Raw genomic sequence first — 15,569 nt, 5'->3', positions numbered from 1 at the left:
TCCCGGAGGCTGGCATGGGTTACAGGGCGGAACCGGAGGCGCTGCGCCGAGCGGGCCGCAGCGCGGAATCCGCCGGTGAGCAGGCGGGGCGGGTGCGCATCGCCGAACCGGCGGAGGACATCGCCGACGCTCTCCCCGGCGGCAAGAGCGAGGGAGCGTCCGCGAAGGTCGCGCGGAGCTGGCAGCGCGCGCTCGCGAAGTGGAGCGAGGACGCGACCGCGCACGGCAGGTCGCTCGCGGACGCCGGCAACACCTACGAGCGCACCGATTCCGACAACGCCGGCACCGTCGACGCGGCGGGGCGGTGAGCGCGGTGGTCAGCTACGCCGACGTGCGCCGCTGGAACGGCGAGCGCCTCGACGCGGTGCACGGCGAGCTCGGCAAGCGCGGGGACGAGCTGGTCGCCCTGCAGGACGAGCTCGACGGCGCCCGCAACCCGGACGGCTGGACGGGCGACGCCGCCCAGCGCTCGGCCGACCAGCACCGGCGCCTGATCGACGGGATGCGCTCGCTGGTCGCCGAGGTGGCGACCGTGCGGGTGGCGGTCGCCGCCGCGGCCGACGACGTCACCGCGCTCGCGCGGCGCGTCGACGCCGCCGACCACGAGGCCCGCGCCCACGGCTTCCAGATCACCGAGGAGGGCGGCGTCCGCGACGTCGCCCCGCCCCAGGACGTCCCCGCCGACCAGGTGGAGCAGGTCAAGGCCGAGCGGATCCGGGTCCGCGACCGACTGGTCGACGAGATCGAGAAGATCCTCGACCAGGCCGAAGCCATCGACGCCGCACTGGCCAAGACCCTCATCGCGGCGGAGGAGGACGAGATCGAACCGGGCGAGGGCACGTCCCTCTCCGACGCGGCGAGGACCAACGAGGTGATGGCGCTCGCCGACTCCGCCGGAAAACCGCCGCACAACACCGCGCAGGCGAACGCGGACTGGTGGAAGTCGCTGTCCGACGAGCAGCGCACGGCGCTGCGCGAGAGCGCGCCCGCGTGGCTGGGCAACCGCGACGGCATCCCCGCGGTCGTGCGCGACACGGCGAACCGCGCCAACCTCGCCGACACCCGGGCACAGCTGCGCGGCGAGCGGAACCGCTTGGCGCAGGGCGGGATCAGCGAGGACGAGCAGGAGAAGGCCGACCAGATCGACGCGAAGCTCAAGGGCTTGGACGCGGTCGAGGACACCATCGCCCGCGACGACCGGCAGCTGCTGGTCCTGGACGCGAGCGGCGAGCGGCTGAAGACCGCCGTGGGCGTGGGCGACGTGGACACCGCCGACCACGTCTCGGTGTTCACCCCCGGCTACACGACCACCGCCGAGGGCAGCCTCAAGGGCGCCGACGCCGAAACCCAGGAGCTGGTCGCCGAATCCCAGCGGGAGATGATGCGCTCCGGCCAGGACGGCGAGGTCGCGGGCGTGTTCTGGCTGGGTTACGAGGCTCCGCAGGAGTCCGAGAACACCGACGTGCTGGGCGATTCCGTGGTCAGCTCGAGCTCCGCCGAGGAGGGCGGGGCGAAGCTCAACGAGTTCTACAAGGGCATCAACAGCTCTCGCGACGACGATCCGCACCTGACGGCGATCGGCCACTCCTACGGCTCGACCACCACCGGCTACGCGCTGCAGGGCGGCGGGCACGGCGTGGACGACGCGATCATCTACGGCTCCCCCGGTGTCGGCACCAACGACATCGAGGACCTGCACGTCCCGGAGGGGCACACCTACCGGCTGGAGGCGAAGGACGACCCGGTCGCCGACTTCGGCCGGTTCGGCGGCGACCCGTCGCACATGGACGGCTTCACCGACCTGTCGACCGAGTCCTCCGGCGAGGGAGGGCAGGTCACCGGCCACAGCGACTACCTCCAGCCGGACACCACCAGCCAGCACAACATCGCCTCGGTGGTGGGCGGCGTTCCGGAGAACGCGGTGCAGGGCAAGACCGACGGCGTGGGCGACGCGCTGTCCTACGTGCCGCACCAGGCCCAGGAGGGCGCTTCGGCCGTCCACGACTGGGGCAGCGACCGGATTTCCGACATCAAGGACCTGTTCTGATGAGGCGATTCGCCACACTGGTCATGGGTGCCGCGCTCCTCGCCGGATGCGCGGCGGGCGACCCCGACGGGAGAGACATGCGAGACGGGCTCGACGCGCTGCGGCAACGCCCCAGCCTGGAAGAGGTCACCGCCGACTACGACCGGATGCAGCAGGAGCTGCGCGACCGGCTGGTGGCCGAGCTCGGGCTGCCGCAGTTCGTGGACAAGGGCAACACCGGGGAGTCCGCGTGCCCGGACTTCGCCGACGTGCCCGGTGCCGAGAAGCGCACCCTGGCCACGTGGATGCAGGAGGGCGGCGTCCCCGAGGAGAAGTGGGCCGGAGCGCTGCGAATCGCCACCGAGGTGGGCGCTTCTCGCGGGTTCACCGAGCTGCACGTGGTCACCGACCGGCCCGGTGACCACAAGGTCGAGCTGCACAACTCCTACGGCGCCCGGCTCCAGCTCGGGGCTGCCGCGAACACCGTCCTGAGCGTGCGCACCGGCTGCCACCTGCTGCAGTCGGCGAAGGGGTGAGCTCGTGAGCGCACCGGACACCAGCGGCCGCCCGGCAGCGGTGGTCTTCGCCGTGCTGGCCACCCTCACGGCGCTGCCGATCGTCGCCTTCACCGCCTTCGTGGGCATCTGGGGAGCGTCAGTCCCCTGCCAACCGGGCGGCGAAGGCGGCTGCACGCCGAGGGGGATCGCGACCGGGCTCGCCGTGCTGGTGCTGCTCGCCGGCCCGGTGTACCTGTGGTTCCGGGTCCGGCGGCCGGACTCGACGCTCACCGCGGTGGTCGTCGGGCTGGTCGGACTGGTGGCCGGGCCCGTGGTCGCGCTGGTCCTGATGAGCATGGCGCTGAACCTGTTCGCCTGAGTGTCGAGCCTCACACGGTCGTTGGGGGAGGCCGGGTGAGACGCTCTCGGGCGGTCCGGCATCATTTCTCTACGTCCGGATCTACGTCCGACCGTGACGGGGGTACCCGCGTTGGACCCGCGAAGTGCGCTGCGGCAGCGCCCCAGCATCGAGCAGATCACCGCGCACTACGAGCAGATGCAGAAGCGGCTGCTCGAACTGCTGGATCGCCTGGTCGGGCCGCTGGAGTGGGCGGTGTCGGCACCGGCGAGCAGAGCGAGCTGCGCGGAGTTCACCGATTCCGATGCGGAGAGCAGGGTGCTGGAGTCCTGGCGGGCGGCCGAGCCCGTCGCCGACGTGGACTGGCCGAGCGCGGTGTCCATCGTCCGGTCGATCACCGCGGAGTACGGCTTCGTCGAGCCGGAGATCATCATCAACCGCACGGGTGATCACGAGATCACCGGGAACGACTCCTACGGCGCGGTCTACACCTTCGGCACCTCGCGCAGCACGATCCTGACGCTCACGACCGGATGCCACCTGCCGGGTGCGGCGAAGGGCTGATCGTCGCACCCCGTGCAGGCCGGGCGCGGCGTTGCCGATTACCGTTTTGGGCATGAGCGCGAACATCCCCGACCCGCAGACCACGGGCGCCCACGGCGTGGGCCTCGCGACCGTGACCGACGACGGCACGGTCCTCGACACCTGGTTCCCGACCGTCAAGCTGAGCGAGTCGGGCCAGTCCGGCACGACCAAGCTGACCGCGGAGCAGGCCGCCGAATCCCTCGGCGAAGCCGGTGTCGCGCTGCTCGGGCGGGATGATGCCCGGGGCGTCGACGTCATCGCGGTCCGCGTGGAAATCGCCAAGCTGGCCGACGCTCCCGCCGACGCGCACGACGTCTACCTGCGGCTGCACCTGCTGTCGCACCGCCTGGTGCGCCCGCACGGCGTGAGCCTGGACGGCCAGTTCGGCCTGCTGGCCAACGTCGTGTGGACCAACCACGGGCCGTGCCCGGTGGAGGGCTTCGAGGCGACCCGGCTGCGGCTGCGGGCGCGCGGCCCCGTGACGGTCCTCAGCATCGACAAGTTCCCGCGCATGGTCGACTACGTGTCGCCCTCCGGCGTGCGCATCGGCGACGCCGACCGGGTACGGCTGGGCGCGCACCTGGCCAGCGGCACGACCGTCATGCACGAGGGCTTCGTGAACTTCAACGCCGGGACACTGGGCGCCTCCATGGTGGAGGGCCGCATCTCGGCCGGTGTCGTGGTGGGCGACGGCTCGGACGTCGGCGGCGGCGCGTCGATCATGGGCACGCTGTCCGGTGGCGGCAAGGAGGTCATCTCCATCGGTGAGCGCTGCCTGATCGGCGCCAACGGCGGCATCGGCATCTCGCTGGGCGACGACTGCGTCGTCGAGGCGGGCCTGTACGTCACCGCGAGCACCAAGATCACGCTGCCGGACGGCACGATCACCAAGGCCTCCGAGGTCTCCGGCAACGACGGGCTGCTGTTCCGCCGCAACTCCACGAGCGGAGCGGTCGAGGTCGTGGCCAAGACCGGCGGCAAGATCGAGCTCAACGCCGCCCTGCACGCCAACGACTGAGCACTCCCGATGAAGGGCGTCTCCCCGAGGGGAGGCGCCCTTCATGCTTCGTTCGGAGTAGCGATTCGCACGAGTTGTCCGTTCTAGCATGGGGAATGGCCTCTTCGTCGCTGCTCGAAGACCTTCTCGGCGCCGAGCCCGCCACCGCCGGGCGGACGGCACCGGTCGCGGAGCACGTCCGCGTCGGATTGGACGCGAGGGTCCGCGCGCTGTGCACGCACGAGGCCGGGGCGCGGGACGGCGAGGACCCCGAGGAACTGCACCAGATGCGGGTGTCGGTCCGGCGGATGCGCGCGATGCTGCGGTCGGCCCGGCCGTTCCTGGACCAGGACCGGTCCGAGCCGCTGCGCGCCGAACTCGGCTGGCTGGGCAAGGCCCTGGGGCCGGTGCGGGATCTCGACGTGCTCCTGGAGCGGCTTCGCGCGGAGTCCGCCGACCTGCGCGGCATCGAGCGCTCCGCCGCCGAGCGGTTGATCTCCGGTCTCGACGCCGAGCACCGGCGGGCCAGGGACGAGATGCTGGCCGCGCTGGACAGCGACCGCTACCAGCGGCTGCTGGAGCAGCTGGCGCGCGCCGCCCTGGAACTCCCGGGTGGAGGCTCCGACCGCGCCGCAACCGCTCAGCTGCGGGATCTCGTGCGCAAGCAGTTCCGCACGCTGCGCAAGGCGGTCCGCGCGCTGCCCGCCGAGCCGGCCGACGCCGACCTGCACGCGCTGCGCATCGACGGCAAGAAGGTCCGCTACACCGCCGAGCTCGCCCAGCCGCTGCTCGGCGCCCCGGTGAAACGGCTGATCAAGGCTGCCAAGGGGTTCCAGGACGTCCTCGGTGAGCACCAGGACGCGTGCGTGGCGGAGGAGCGGATCCGGGCATTGCTCGCCGAGCGCGGGCCGCACCCGGAAGCTGAAATCGCCTTGGTCGCAGGACGTCTCGTGGAGCGCGAGGAGATCCGCAAAGCGGACCGCCGCGCCCGGTGGCCGGAGTCCTGGTACGCCCTCCGCGGAGCCGCGGCCGAGGTGTGAGACCAGAGTGCGGTTGTGGTCCGAACCGACCAGGCGAAACGGACATGATCACGGGACGGTTCGGGCCAGAACCGCCCGGTCAGGCGCCCAAGCGCTTCGCCGCGGCCGCGATCCGCTCGTCGGTGGCCGTCAGGGCGATGCGGACGTGGCGCGAGCCGTCGGGTCCGTAGAACGTGCCCGGCGCGACCAGGATCCCGCGCTCCGCGAGCCATTCCACCGTCGCCCAGGCGTCCTCACCGCGGGTCGACCACAGGTACAGCCCGGCCTGCGAGTGCTCGATGGTGAACCCGGCGGACTCCAGCGCGGGACGCAGCACGGCGCGGCGGGCCGCGTAGAGATCGCGCTGCGCCGCGACGTGCTCGTCGTCGCGCAGCGCGGCGGTGACGGCCTCCTGGACCGGCCGCGGAACGATCATCCCCGAGTGCTTGCGCAGTTCGAGCAACCGCGCGACCAGCACCGGGTCACCGGTGACGAACCCGGCGCGATACCCGGCCAGGTTCGAGGACTTCGACAGCGAGTGCACAGCCAGCAGCCCGTCGCGGGCGGCACCGACCGAGGGGTGCAGGACCGAGACCGGCTCGGCGTCCCAGCCCAGCGCCAGGTAGCACTCGTCCGAGGCCACCACGGCGCCGACGTCCTGCGCGGCGCGCACCGTCCGGCCGAGCTCGTCGGCGTCGAGCACGCGACCGGTCGGGTTGGACGGCGAGTTCAGCCAGACCAGCTTGGTCCCGGCGGGCGGCAGCTCACCCGGGGCGAGCCGCACGACCTCGGCACCGGCGATCTTCGCGCCGACCTCGTAGGTCGGGTACGCCAGGTCCGGGATCGCGACCACGTCGCCGGGCCGGACGCCGAGCAGCGTCGGGAGCCAGGCGACCAGTTCTTTGGAGCCGATGGTCGGCAGCACCGCGTCCGGTTCCAGACCGGTGATGCCGTACCGCCTGCGCAACGACTCGACGGCCGCTTCGCGCAGGGCCGACGTGCCGTGCGTCGTCGGATATCCCGGGACGTCGGCGACCGACGACAGGGCTTCCCGCAGCTTCGCCGGAACGGGGTCGACCGGGGTCCCCACGGACAGGTCGACGATGCCTTCCGGGTGCTCGCCGGCGGTCGCCTTGTGCGACGCCAGCGAGTCCCACGGGAAGTCGGGAAGCCGGGGCCCGGGCACTGCTGCGCCCGGGCCGCTCGCGGAGCTCATTCGCCTTGAGGCGGCAGGCTCGTGACGGGCTCGACGTCCTTGCTGACCTTGCCCACCTTCGCAGCGCCACCCGGCGAACCGAGGTCGTCGAAGAAGTCCACGTTCGCCTTCGTGTAGGCGGCCCACTCGTCCGGGACGTCGTCTTCGTAGTAGATGGCCTCGACCGGGCACACCGGTTCGCAGGCACCGCAGTCGACGCACTCATCGGGGTGGATGTAGAGCATCCGCCCACCCTCGTAGATGCAGTCGACAGGGCACTCCTCGATGCATGCCTTGTCGAGCACGTCCACGCACGGCTCGGCGATCACGTAGGTCACGGTTGCACTCCTGGTCGAAGCGTTGTCCAACGCACGCTCAGGAATCTCCTGGCGTGACTGCTGACAGTATCTCTCGGACCCCCCTGAACGCGTAACCGGTCCCACGGCTCGGGAGTCCGTCCGACTCTACGTCGCGGGAGTTAACGGGGTAAACCATTCTGGCGCAGCCACTCCGAGCCCTTCCGGCCGATCCGCTTGAGCGCCGAACGTTCTCCCAGGTAACCACCGACGACGCCGACCACCGGAAGGTTCCCGAGGAGCTGGTGGTGCGCCCTGCCCTGAGGCCTCTTGTCGAGCTCCGAGTCGATCTCCCAGAGGGCACGTGCCATCCGCCACACCGTGCGCACCACTGCCTTCACGGTCGCTTTACCGTGCTTGCGCTTCGAGGCGTCGATGTCCTCGGTGAGCTCCTGCGTGCGCGCGTCGTCCTCGGCCCCGCCCGCGGCCATCTCGGCACTGATCTTGCGCCCCAGCAGCACCTCGGCGATCAGCTGGACCTTCACGGCCGGGTCGGTGACCTCGTGCTCCCCCGCGATCGCGCACAGCACCAGGCTCTGCCCGGTGATGCCCAGCGCGTTGCGCAGCGGCAGCCGGGACGTGATCGCACCGCCGAAGCGGGGCAGCCCGGCCGCCAGCGCGAGGAACCGCCCGACCCGCTGCGTCCACCAGTCGCAGCGCTCGTCCACGCTCATCGCGTCCCAGGTGGAGCTGCCGGGCACCTGCATCGAGTCGAGCTGACGCAGCAGCTTGTGCACCGCCCCGTCGCCCAGGGCCTCGATCTCCCGCCCGCGAAGCCGGACCGGATCGGCCTCCCGCAGCGCGGCGAGCACCGGAGTCGCGGCCCGCACGAACGGCCGCAGCACGGTGGCGATCCGCTCGTCGGTCAGCACTTCAGCCATCAGACCTCCCGGCGCTCATTCTGCCGAACCGGCGCGAGAACCGCGGGGATCGTGGCGAGGGGAACCCGAGGATTCGTCCGCGCGATGCCCGCGGTTCTCGTCGCGGTGGACCCGGGTGGGTCAGCGCGGGGGTTTGGCCAGGACGATGCCGAGCATCATCGCGCTGGGCAGGGCACCTCCGGCGATGAGCAGCAGGGTGCGCCAGTCGCTGCCGAGCAGGACGACGTCCCCGCCGGGGCCGAGGACTCCGAACACCAGCACCACGGCGAACCACAGGACCAGCGGTGCGCCCGCCACGCGTCGGCTCCGGGAGATCCGGCCGGCCTCGGCGACCAGCAGCGGAGTCGTCACCACCGCCACGGCCGCGGTGATCGGGAACTGCACGGACCCGATGTAGAGCGGGAGGTACAGCAGCTCCAGGATCGCCAGCAGGACCGCGTCGAGCAGGAGGAAGCCGAACAGGGTCGCGTCCTTGCGCGTCACCGGTCGCCCACCGGTTCGGTGCCGCTCGCACCGAGACCGCCGAACAGGTCCACCTCGCAGCCCTCGGACGGGCCGGTGGCCAGCACGTAGTGCTCGGTGGCCACCACCGGGTGCGCCACCCCGTTGGACAGCGCGTAGGAGGCGACGCCGTCGCCGTTGCGCCACTGCTCGACCCAGACCTTGACCTGCGTGCCGTGCGCCCGCAGCGCGCTGATCTTGGCGGGCAGGTGCTCGGCGATGTCGATGACCGTGGTGATCGACTCGTCCGCGACGCTCGCCAGCTCGTGCGGTTCGGGCAGGTCGAAGGGCAGGTCCTCGGAACGGGCGAGATCGGCCAGCCCGGAGGCCAGGGCGTCTCGCGAGGGGACCGCGTAGAACAGCCGGTCCACGCCCTGGACCCGCTGCACGGCGGCCCGGGTGATCTCGTGGGCGCGGATGTGGTCCGGGTGCCCGTAGCCGCCGTCCTCGGCGTAGGTCACGACCACCTGCGGTTTCACCTCGTCGAGAACGTCCACCAGGGCCGCGATCTGCGGTTCGGGGTCGCCGACGGCGAAGGCGCGCGGGTGGGAGTCGGGACGTGAGGTCGCCTGTCCGGGTTGCTCCCAGAGCATCCCGGAGTCGCGCCACCGCCCGACGCCTCCCAGGAACCGCTGCTCGGCGACCCGCAACGCGGCGCAGGCCGAGCGGAGCTCACCGACGCGGTACCCGCCGAGCTGGTCGGCCTGGTCGGACACCAAGCCCTGCAAGCTCTCCGGGATGACCTCGCCTTCCTCACCGAGGGTGCAGGTCACCAGATGCACCTGCACACCGCGGGCGGCGTAGCGGGCGATGGTCCCGCCCGTCCACAGCGTCTCGTCGTCCGGATGCGCATGGACCAGCAGCAACCGAGGTGGAGCCGTCAACGTCACTTCTCCAGCCTAATCGCCACTTTGATGGGAAGGAGGACGTGGTCGATTTGCCGGGCGGTGCGGGAAGCGGAACCTGACACGCCTTCTGGCTCCGGGATCCGAGACTTGAGTATGAACGGATACGCGGCGCTTCGGCTGTCCTCCCCAGAAGACGTGTCAGAACCCGCGGCGGTGCGAGTTGCTCAGGTGGGGCAGTGAGAAAGCGGCTTCGCCGCTTGCCTGACGTGCGCGCGACCACGAAAGAGTATTAATAGCCGTCGTTCTCAGCCGGTGTTCCTAGCCACTCTGCTGCTGTGGAGAAGGGTCCTGCGAAGCCGTTGCCCGCCTGAACGCCCCTGGCGTCCTTGCTGAGCGCGAGGACCTGCGCCTGCTGGTAGAGCGGCAGGGCGATGGCGTCCCGCCACAGCGCCGACTCGACGTTGGCCGAGGCCTGCTGGAACGGTGTGCGGCCGGACAGGGCCGCGTCGATCGTCGGCTGCAGGAGCTCGTCGCAGAAGCCTGCCGCGTTGTACGGCAGCGGCTGCTCGCTGTCCCCGTCGACGCCTGGGCAGCCGTAGGACGACGCCATGGTCGCGGCGGGGTCTCCGCCTGCCGGGCGCGGGGCCACGGCCATGTCGACGGTTCCCGAGCTTCCGCTCTCCGCGGAGTGCGGGTCGGTGGCGAGCATGTCGCGGAAGAGCTGGTCGCCGGTCGGCGTCACCACGGTGGCTTGGATGCCCTGGTCGCGGAGCTGCTGGGCGGCGGCCTCGGCGATGCTGATGTAGCCCTCGTGCTCGAAGGGCGCGGCGATCACCAGGTTGAGCGGACGTCCGTCGCGGATCCACGTCGTGCCGCTGCGCTGGTACCCGGCTTCGGTCAGCAGCCGCTCGACCTGCGCCGGGTCGGGCCGCTTGGGCAGGGTTCCCGCCGGTTCGGTCGGCGTGTAACCGTGCTCCGAGGGTGCGAGGACCTGCGCGTGCGCCTGCAGCTGGTCGCCGGGTCCGCCACCGGTTCCCGCCTGGATCAGCGCCGGGCGGTCGAGGCCGGCCAGCACGGCCCGCCGGACCTTGACGTCGGCGAGCGCGCGGCTGTCCTGCCGCAGCAGCAGCTCCATGGTGGCCGGGCGCGGCACGGTCATCAGCTGCACCTGGTCGCCCAGGTCGCGCAGCGACTGCACGGTCCCGGCGTCGGCGCTGAACAGGGCCAGGTGGCTGTCGCCGCTGCGCAGCGCTTCGACCTGGCGGGCCTTGTCGACGGCGCGCAGCACGATGCGGTCGGACTGCGCGGGCGGTCCCCAGTAGCGGTCGTTGCGCTCCAGGATGATCTCGCCGCGGTCCAGGTCGATCTGGCGGATCGCGAACGGCCCGCCCGAGGCCGGGTAGCCGTCGTCGAGGACGGTCGCCCAGCCGCGCGGAGCGGCGCGCAGCAGGTGTGCGGGAAGCAGGTTGTTGAACAGGGCCTGCCAGCCCGCGAAGGGCTTGCTGAAGGTGACGTCGACCGTTTTGCCGCCCTGCCGGGAGGCCACGTCCTCGATCATCCGGTAACCGGCCGGGTCGGCCACGCCCGGCTGCGACCGCAGCTGCTCCCACAGGTAGACGAAGTCCTCGGCGGCGATCGGGGCGCCGTCGGACCAGCTGGCCTGCCGCTTGATCCGGTACCGCACGGTGAACTTCTCGGCGTCCGGAACGACCTCGGCGGACTCCATCAGGTTGGTGTCCAGCTGCAGCGCGCCCTCGGGGCCCGGCCGGAAGACCGAGGGCAGCATCAGGCCTGCGAGGGCGGAGCTGGTCGGCGACAGGTCGGCCAGGGTGTGCGGGTTGAACCCGCCTTCGAGCTCGTCCACGCCCACGACGACCTCGATCGGCATCGGCTGGGCGGGGGTGCTCGTGCTGGGTGCGCTGGTGGTCGGGTCCGGCGCCACCAGGTGCGGCGGCGGCGCGTCGGTGCAGCCCGCGACCAGGCTGACGACGGTCACCAGCAGGGGAACCGCGCCCATCGCGCGGCGTCGACCCTGGGACACGCCGAACCTCCCCTCACATCGGCCGCCGGAGGTTCCGGGGCCACGCACCCCGCATCCGGACGACACCATCCGAACGCAGGACGCGCGAGAGCCCCCCATGGTTCCGCAAGCACCCAGAAGATCGTCTCCGGGGTCCGCCGGCCCCACGACCGAGGCACCGTCAGGCGAGCACCGGAGGTGGTGTGGGGCGTGGGGAAGTTTTCATGAGAACTTCCCCACCCCACCGGCACCCCACCCCGGAGGAAGGGAGATCACCCGTTGTCGCGGGCCTTCTGCCTGGACCGCTCACGTCCACGGGTGGTGCTGTCCAGCGTGATCTTGCGGACGCGGATGGCTTCCGGACCGACCTCGACGCACTCGTCGCCGGAGCAGAACTCCAGGGCTTCCTCCAGCGAGAGGGTGCGCGGCTTGGCCAGCTTCTCCAGCTCATCGGCGGTCGAGGACCGCATGTTGGTGAGCTTCTTCTCCTTGGTGATGTTCACGTCGAGGTCCTCGGCGCGCGGGTTCTCACCCACGACCATGCCCTCGTAGACCTCGTTGGTCGGCTGCACGAAGAACGAGCCGCGGTCGGCCAGCTGCAGCAGCGCGTAGTTGGTGGCCGGGCCGGAGCGGTCGGCGACCAAGGAGCCGCTGTGCCGGGTGCGCAGCTCGCCCACCCACTGGTCGTAGCCCTCGAAGACGTGGTTGGCGATGCCGGTACCGCGCGTCTCGGTGAGGAACTCGGTGCGGAACCCGATCAGGCCGCGCGCCGGGATCACGTAGACGAGCTTGATGCGGCCGGTGCCGTGCCCGTCCATGGTCTCCATGCGGCCCTTGCGGCCGGCCAGCAGCTGGGTGACGGCGCCGAGGTAGTCCTCGGGGGTGTCGATGGTCAGCCGCTCGAACGGCTCGCACAGCTTGCCGTCGATGGTGCGGGTGACGACCTGCGGCTTGCCGACGGTCAGCTCGAAGCCCTCGCGGCGCATGTTCTCGACCAGGATCGCCAGCGCCAGCTCACCGCGGCCCTGGACCTCCCAGGCGTCGGGCTTCTCGGTCGGCAGCACCTTCATGCTGACGTTGCCGATGAGCTCGGAGTCCAGACGCGCCTTGACCTGCCTGGCCGTGATCTTGGTGCCGCCGTTGCGGCCGGTCATCGGCGAGGTGTTGACACCGATGGTCATGGAGATCGCCGGGTCGTCCACGGTGATGCGCGGCAGCGGCTTCGGGTTGTCCGGGTCGGTGAGGGTGTCACCGATGGTGATGTCCGGAACGCCCGCGATGGCCACCAGGTCGCCCGCGGACGCCTGCTCGGCGGGGACGCGGGTGAGGTTCTCGGTGATCAGCAGCTCGGTGAGGCGGACCTTCTCGACGGAACCGTCCTCGCGGCACCAGCCGACGGTCTGGCCCTTGCGGATGGTGCCGGAGTGGATCCGGCACAGTCCGATGCGGCCCAGGAACGACGAGGCGTCGAGGTTGGTGACCAGCGCGCTCAGCGGCGATTCGAAGTCGGCGATCGGCGCGGGCACGTGCTCGAGCAGGACCTTGAACAGCGAGTCCAGGTTCTCCTCGGCGGGCAGCTCGCCGTCGACCGGCTGCTCCAGCGAGGCCCGGCCGGCGCGCGCGGAGGCGTAGACGACCGGCAGGTCGAGGATGGACTCCATGTCGAGGTCGACCTCGCCGTCGAGCTCGCTCGCGAGCTCCAGCAGCAGGTCGTGGGCCTCTTCGACGACCTCGGCGCAACGGGCGTCGGGGCGGTCGACCTTGTTGACGACCAGGATGACCGGCAGCTTCGCGGCCAGCGCCTTGCGCAGCACGAAGCGGGTCTGCGGAAGCGGGCCCTCGCTGGCGTCGACCAGCAGGGTGACGCCGTCGACCATGGACAGCGCGCGCTCCACCTCGCCGCCGAAGTCGGCGTGGCCGGGCGTGTCGACGACGTTGATGGTGACCGGGCCGTCGTCGGTCTCGCGGCGGATGGCGGTGTTCTTCGCCAGGATCGTGATGCCCTTCTCACGCTCCAGGTCGTTGGAGTCCATGACGCGGTCAACGAGCTCAGCGCGCTCGGAGAAGGCTCCGGACTGGCGCAGCATCGCGTCGACCAGGGTGGTCTTGCCGTGGTCGACGTGCGCGACGATGGCTACGTTGCGCAGATCACTGCGCGTGGGGGCGGCGACGCTGGTGGCGGACACGCGGGTACTCCATGGCTCGGCGCGGAAAGGGCGCGGCGGTTCGTCGATGTGATGCACCGCTGGGCGATGGCACCGGATGCGGTGTTCCCGCATGGCACCTGACTCGCAGGCACCGGCCGCGGCTCCACTGCGCCGCTGCTGCGGAGCTCATTTCGGGCGACACCCCGCGGCTTGCGGGGGCGCTACGTCGACACGCGGCCCCCTCCAGGGTAGTGCAAGCACATCCGGGACCGGCGCGCACGTGCGCAGTGCAACACCGAACGGCGGGTGAACATCAAGTTCGCCAGGCCGGGTTAGGTTCACCTACGCTCGGCCGCGACGACCGACTCCGCGCCGGAAAGAAGCACCGTGGGCAAAGGCACCATCAAGGTCAAGAAAAAATGTTGCCACTCGCAACCACCGTGCAAGAGCTGCCCCATCGTGGCTCTGCGCACAATGCTCAAGGAGCAAAAAGCGGCCGAGGTCAAAAAAGCGCAGAAGAAGGCCAAGAAGCAGGGCAAGAAAAAAGACGCGAAGTGACCTGGCCGCGGCGTCGGCGCCGCGGCTCGGAGGACGCGGACCGCTAGCGCTGGGCGGCGGCCTTCAACGGGTCGGCGTAGGCGGCCAGCTCGGGGATCGTGCGCAGGGCCTGGAACTCGATCACCTCGTACCGGACCAGTTTGTGCAGGGCGAACGGGTCGGTCGCCAGGATGGCGTCCAGCCTGCCGCGGGACATCGCCCGAGCGATGATCACCGCCCCGTTGCGGGGGTGCCGGTGACCGGCGGCGATGAAGTCACCTGCGTCGTAATGCTGGGCGACCCATTCGTAGTGATCTACCAGTTGGGCGTCGATATCCGATTCTGGCGCGGTGTATTGCAGCAGCACTACAAACATTCTTTCAATGTAACTCCGCGACCCCCCTCTTGCCGATCATATTCATCCGTTAGCCCTGATCGACAATTCTCAAAAGCAGACTTCTCGGGACACTTCCCCGCACACCGCCCGAACCGGCTCACTCGCTCAGAGCAATCGCTGCCGCGCCCCCGCCCGGCGCGGCGGCACCGCCCAGATCTGATCACCGCAACCCCAACACGCAGCACCCGCTTCCCCCGATCAGGGCACGTCCCAGTTTTAGCCACAATTGAGCCGACATTTCGGACATGATCATGGCTCGGTTTGGACTAAAACTGGGACCGGGTGAGCCGGGCACCACCGCGACCCTCGCCCGGGAGCCCGGGAGCCCGGAAGCGACGCTCGCCGGGCGCCTCACGGCTCCGGGCTGACCGCGTTCGCGTCCTCGAGGAAGCGCCTCAGCGAGTGGAGCAGGACGCGGTCCGTTTCCAGCCAGTCGAGGTCGGCGAGTTCGCTCGGCGCCGCCCAGCGGACGTCGCGGTGCTCGACGGCTCGCGGCTGCTGAGACGGGTCCTCCAGCTCGGCGGTGTGGATGCGCAGGGGCATGCCGTTGTCCAGCGGGACGTCGGTGCCCAGCCTGCCGGTGGGCCGGACGTCCACGCCGAGCTCCTCGCGGCATTCGCGGATCACCGCCTCGTGCTCGGTCTCGCCCGGTTCGACGCGTCCTCCCGGCAGCTCCCAGCGACCGGCGTGCGCTGCCGGGTAGCCGCGCTGCTGGGCGAGCAGCCGGCCTCCGCGCACGATCGCGGTCCCGACGACGACCTCCCGGCTCGCCCAGGACTCGGCGAGCGCGCGGACCGCCCGGATGCGGGCCGCCAGCACGTCGAGCACCAGGCGACGGCCGATCGCCACGTCGCCGAGCCTGCCCAGCGGGCCGAGCGGGCTCGTCCAGCGCACCGAATCGGTGACCAGCGTCCGCGGGCCGACCTGGGCCAGGACCATCTCGTACCGCAGGGCGTTCAGGGGCCCGGAGACCAGCACCGAGCCCAACCCGCCGGCGTCCGCGTGCGTGATCCGGGTGGTCAGGGTGAACGCCGCGATGCGGAAGGCGAGTTCGTCCCCGGGCACGAGCAGCGAATCCGGCCCGGTCAGCGCCCGGCCGTGCACGCCGAGGCCGGCGAGCGCCGTCTCGGCCGTGCGGGTGTGCCGCAGCGCGGCTCCCGCGGTGGCCAGTGGTGCCTCGATCAATCCGGTACTCCGCAGAACCG

General features: G+C 71.0%; 17 protein-coding genes. 8 read left to right on the top strand and 9 right to left on the bottom strand.

All coding sequences use genetic code 11. The features are described from left to right. The first annotated feature begins 14 nt into the window (after positions 1-14). The 7 genes from FHU35_RS22010 (at position 15) to FHU35_RS21980 (ending at position 5,503) form a co-directional block, all read left to right on the top strand. A complete protein-coding gene (locus tag FHU35_RS22010; RefSeq protein WP_145742855.1) occupies positions 15-308 on the top strand; it encodes a hypothetical protein in 294 nt (97 codons plus the stop codon). Continuing rightward, complete coding sequence (locus FHU35_RS22005; protein WP_246110491.1) at positions 305-2,047, top strand: alpha/beta hydrolase; 1,743 nt, start codon at positions 305-307, stop codon at positions 2,045-2,047. Before FHU35_RS22010 ends, FHU35_RS22005 begins: the two co-directional genes overlap by 4 nt. Further along, positions 2,047-2,562 (top strand): LppA family lipoprotein, encoded by a 516-nt coding sequence (locus tag FHU35_RS22000; protein WP_145742853.1) that lies wholly within the window; start codon positions 2,047-2,049, stop codon positions 2,560-2,562. Before FHU35_RS22005 ends, FHU35_RS22000 begins: the two co-directional genes overlap by 1 nt. Positions 2,563-2,566: 4 nt before the next feature. Continuing rightward, positions 2,567-2,902 carry a hypothetical protein gene (locus FHU35_RS21995; protein WP_145742850.1) on the top strand — a complete coding sequence of 112 codons (336 nt, stop codon included), beginning with the start codon at positions 2,567-2,569 and terminating at the stop codon, positions 2,900-2,902. A gap of 111 nt (positions 2,903-3,013) precedes the next feature. Beyond that, positions 3,014-3,445 carry an LppA family lipoprotein gene (locus FHU35_RS21990; RefSeq protein WP_186459557.1) on the top strand — a complete coding sequence of 144 codons (432 nt, stop codon included), beginning with the start codon at positions 3,014-3,016 and terminating at the stop codon, positions 3,443-3,445. A 52-nt stretch (positions 3,446-3,497) separates the two neighbouring features. Continuing rightward, positions 3,498-4,484: a 2,3,4,5-tetrahydropyridine-2,6-dicarboxylate N-succinyltransferase gene (gene dapD, locus FHU35_RS21985; RefSeq protein WP_145742848.1), complete on the top strand. Its 987-nt coding sequence runs from the start codon at positions 3,498-3,500 to the stop codon at positions 4,482-4,484. Between the two features lie 95 nt (positions 4,485-4,579). Beyond that, positions 4,580-5,503 carry a CHAD domain-containing protein gene (locus tag FHU35_RS21980; protein ID WP_145742845.1) on the top strand — a complete coding sequence of 308 codons (924 nt, stop codon included), beginning with the start codon at positions 4,580-4,582 and terminating at the stop codon, positions 5,501-5,503. 79 nt (positions 5,504-5,582) lie between these two features. On the opposite strand, the gene dapC is transcribed toward FHU35_RS21980, so the two are convergent. The 7 genes from dapC to typA all read right to left on the bottom strand — a co-directional run bounded on the left by dapC (position 5,583) and on the right by typA (position 13,469). After that, positions 5,583-6,698, bottom strand: a complete 1,116-nt coding sequence (gene dapC / locus FHU35_RS21975) for a succinyldiaminopimelate transaminase (protein ID WP_145742843.1) — start codon at positions 6,696-6,698, stop codon at positions 5,583-5,585. Further along, positions 6,695-7,015, bottom strand: a complete 321-nt coding sequence (fdxA, locus tag FHU35_RS21970; RefSeq protein ID WP_145742841.1) for a ferredoxin — start codon at positions 7,013-7,015, stop codon at positions 6,695-6,697. Before fdxA ends, dapC begins: the two co-directional genes overlap by 4 nt. A gap of 140 nt (positions 7,016-7,155) precedes the next feature. Further along, complete coding sequence (locus FHU35_RS21965; protein WP_145742839.1) at positions 7,156-7,914, bottom strand: hypothetical protein; 759 nt, start codon at positions 7,912-7,914, stop codon at positions 7,156-7,158. A gap of 120 nt (positions 7,915-8,034) precedes the next feature. Beyond that, positions 8,035-8,397, bottom strand: a complete 363-nt coding sequence (locus FHU35_RS21960; protein ID WP_145742837.1) for a hypothetical protein — start codon at positions 8,395-8,397, stop codon at positions 8,035-8,037. Further along, positions 8,394-9,305 carry an N-acetyl-1-D-myo-inositol-2-amino-2-deoxy-alpha-D-glucopyranoside deacetylase gene (gene mshB / locus FHU35_RS21955; RefSeq protein ID WP_145742834.1) on the bottom strand — a complete coding sequence of 304 codons (912 nt, stop codon included), beginning with the start codon at positions 9,303-9,305 and terminating at the stop codon, positions 8,394-8,396. The genes FHU35_RS21960 and mshB overlap by 4 nt, the downstream gene beginning before the upstream one ends. A 247-nt stretch (positions 9,306-9,552) precedes the next feature. Next, entirely contained in the window at positions 9,553-11,304 is a 1,752-nt protein-coding gene (locus tag FHU35_RS21950; protein ID WP_186459556.1) for an ABC transporter family substrate-binding protein, read from the bottom strand. Positions 11,305-11,555: 251 nt separating this feature from the next. Beyond that, positions 11,556-13,469: a translational GTPase TypA gene (typA, locus tag FHU35_RS21945; protein WP_246110490.1), complete on the bottom strand. Its 1,914-nt coding sequence runs from the start codon at positions 13,467-13,469 to the stop codon at positions 11,556-11,558. Between the two features lie 348 nt (positions 13,470-13,817). Between typA and FHU35_RS29395 the strand changes: the two genes are divergently transcribed. Next, positions 13,818-13,988: a hypothetical protein gene (locus tag FHU35_RS29395; protein WP_186459555.1), complete on the top strand. Its 171-nt coding sequence runs from the start codon at positions 13,818-13,820 to the stop codon at positions 13,986-13,988. A gap of 43 nt (positions 13,989-14,031) precedes the next feature. On the opposite strand, the gene FHU35_RS21940 is transcribed toward FHU35_RS29395, so the two are convergent. After that, a complete protein-coding gene (locus tag FHU35_RS21940; RefSeq protein ID WP_145742830.1) occupies positions 14,032-14,343 on the bottom strand; it encodes a YciI family protein in 312 nt (103 codons plus the stop codon). A 372-nt stretch (positions 14,344-14,715) separates the two neighbouring features. Then, a complete protein-coding gene (locus FHU35_RS30325) occupies positions 14,716-15,549 on the bottom strand; it encodes an NUDIX domain-containing protein (protein WP_342788552.1) in 834 nt (277 codons plus the stop codon). Positions 15,550-15,569 lie beyond the last annotated feature (20 nt).

The sequence above is a fragment of the Saccharopolyspora dendranthemae genome (assembly GCF_007829955.1).
Lineage (GTDB): Bacteria > Actinomycetota > Actinomycetes > Mycobacteriales > Pseudonocardiaceae > Saccharopolyspora > Saccharopolyspora dendranthemae.
The sequence above is the reverse complement of the archived record's forward strand: the minus strand, read 5'-3'. Positions and strand labels throughout refer to the sequence as shown.

Bases quoted from the DNA above. Each gene is read 5' to 3' on its own strand.
- FHU35_RS22010 (WP_145742855.1), top strand. From the start codon at position 15: ATGGGTTACAGGGCGGAACCGGAGGCGCTGCGCCGAGCGGGCCGCAGC.
- FHU35_RS22000 (WP_145742853.1), top strand. From the start codon at position 2,047: ATGAGGCGATTCGCCACACTGGTCATGGGTGCCGCGCTCCTCGCCGGA.
- dapD (WP_145742848.1), top strand. From the start codon at position 3,498: ATGAGCGCGAACATCCCCGACCCGCAGACCACGGGCGCCCACGGCGTG.
- FHU35_RS21980 (WP_145742845.1), top strand. From the start codon at position 4,580: ATGGCCTCTTCGTCGCTGCTCGAAGACCTTCTCGGCGCCGAGCCCGCC.
- dapC (WP_145742843.1), bottom strand. From the start codon at position 6,698: ATGAGCTCCGCGAGCGGCCCGGGCGCAGCAGTGCCCGGGCCCCGGCTT.
- FHU35_RS21965 (WP_145742839.1), bottom strand. From the start codon at position 7,914: ATGGCTGAAGTGCTGACCGACGAGCGGATCGCCACCGTGCTGCGGCCG.
- FHU35_RS21940 (WP_145742830.1), bottom strand. From the start codon at position 14,343: ATGTTTGTAGTGCTGCTGCAATACACCGCGCCAGAATCGGATATCGAC.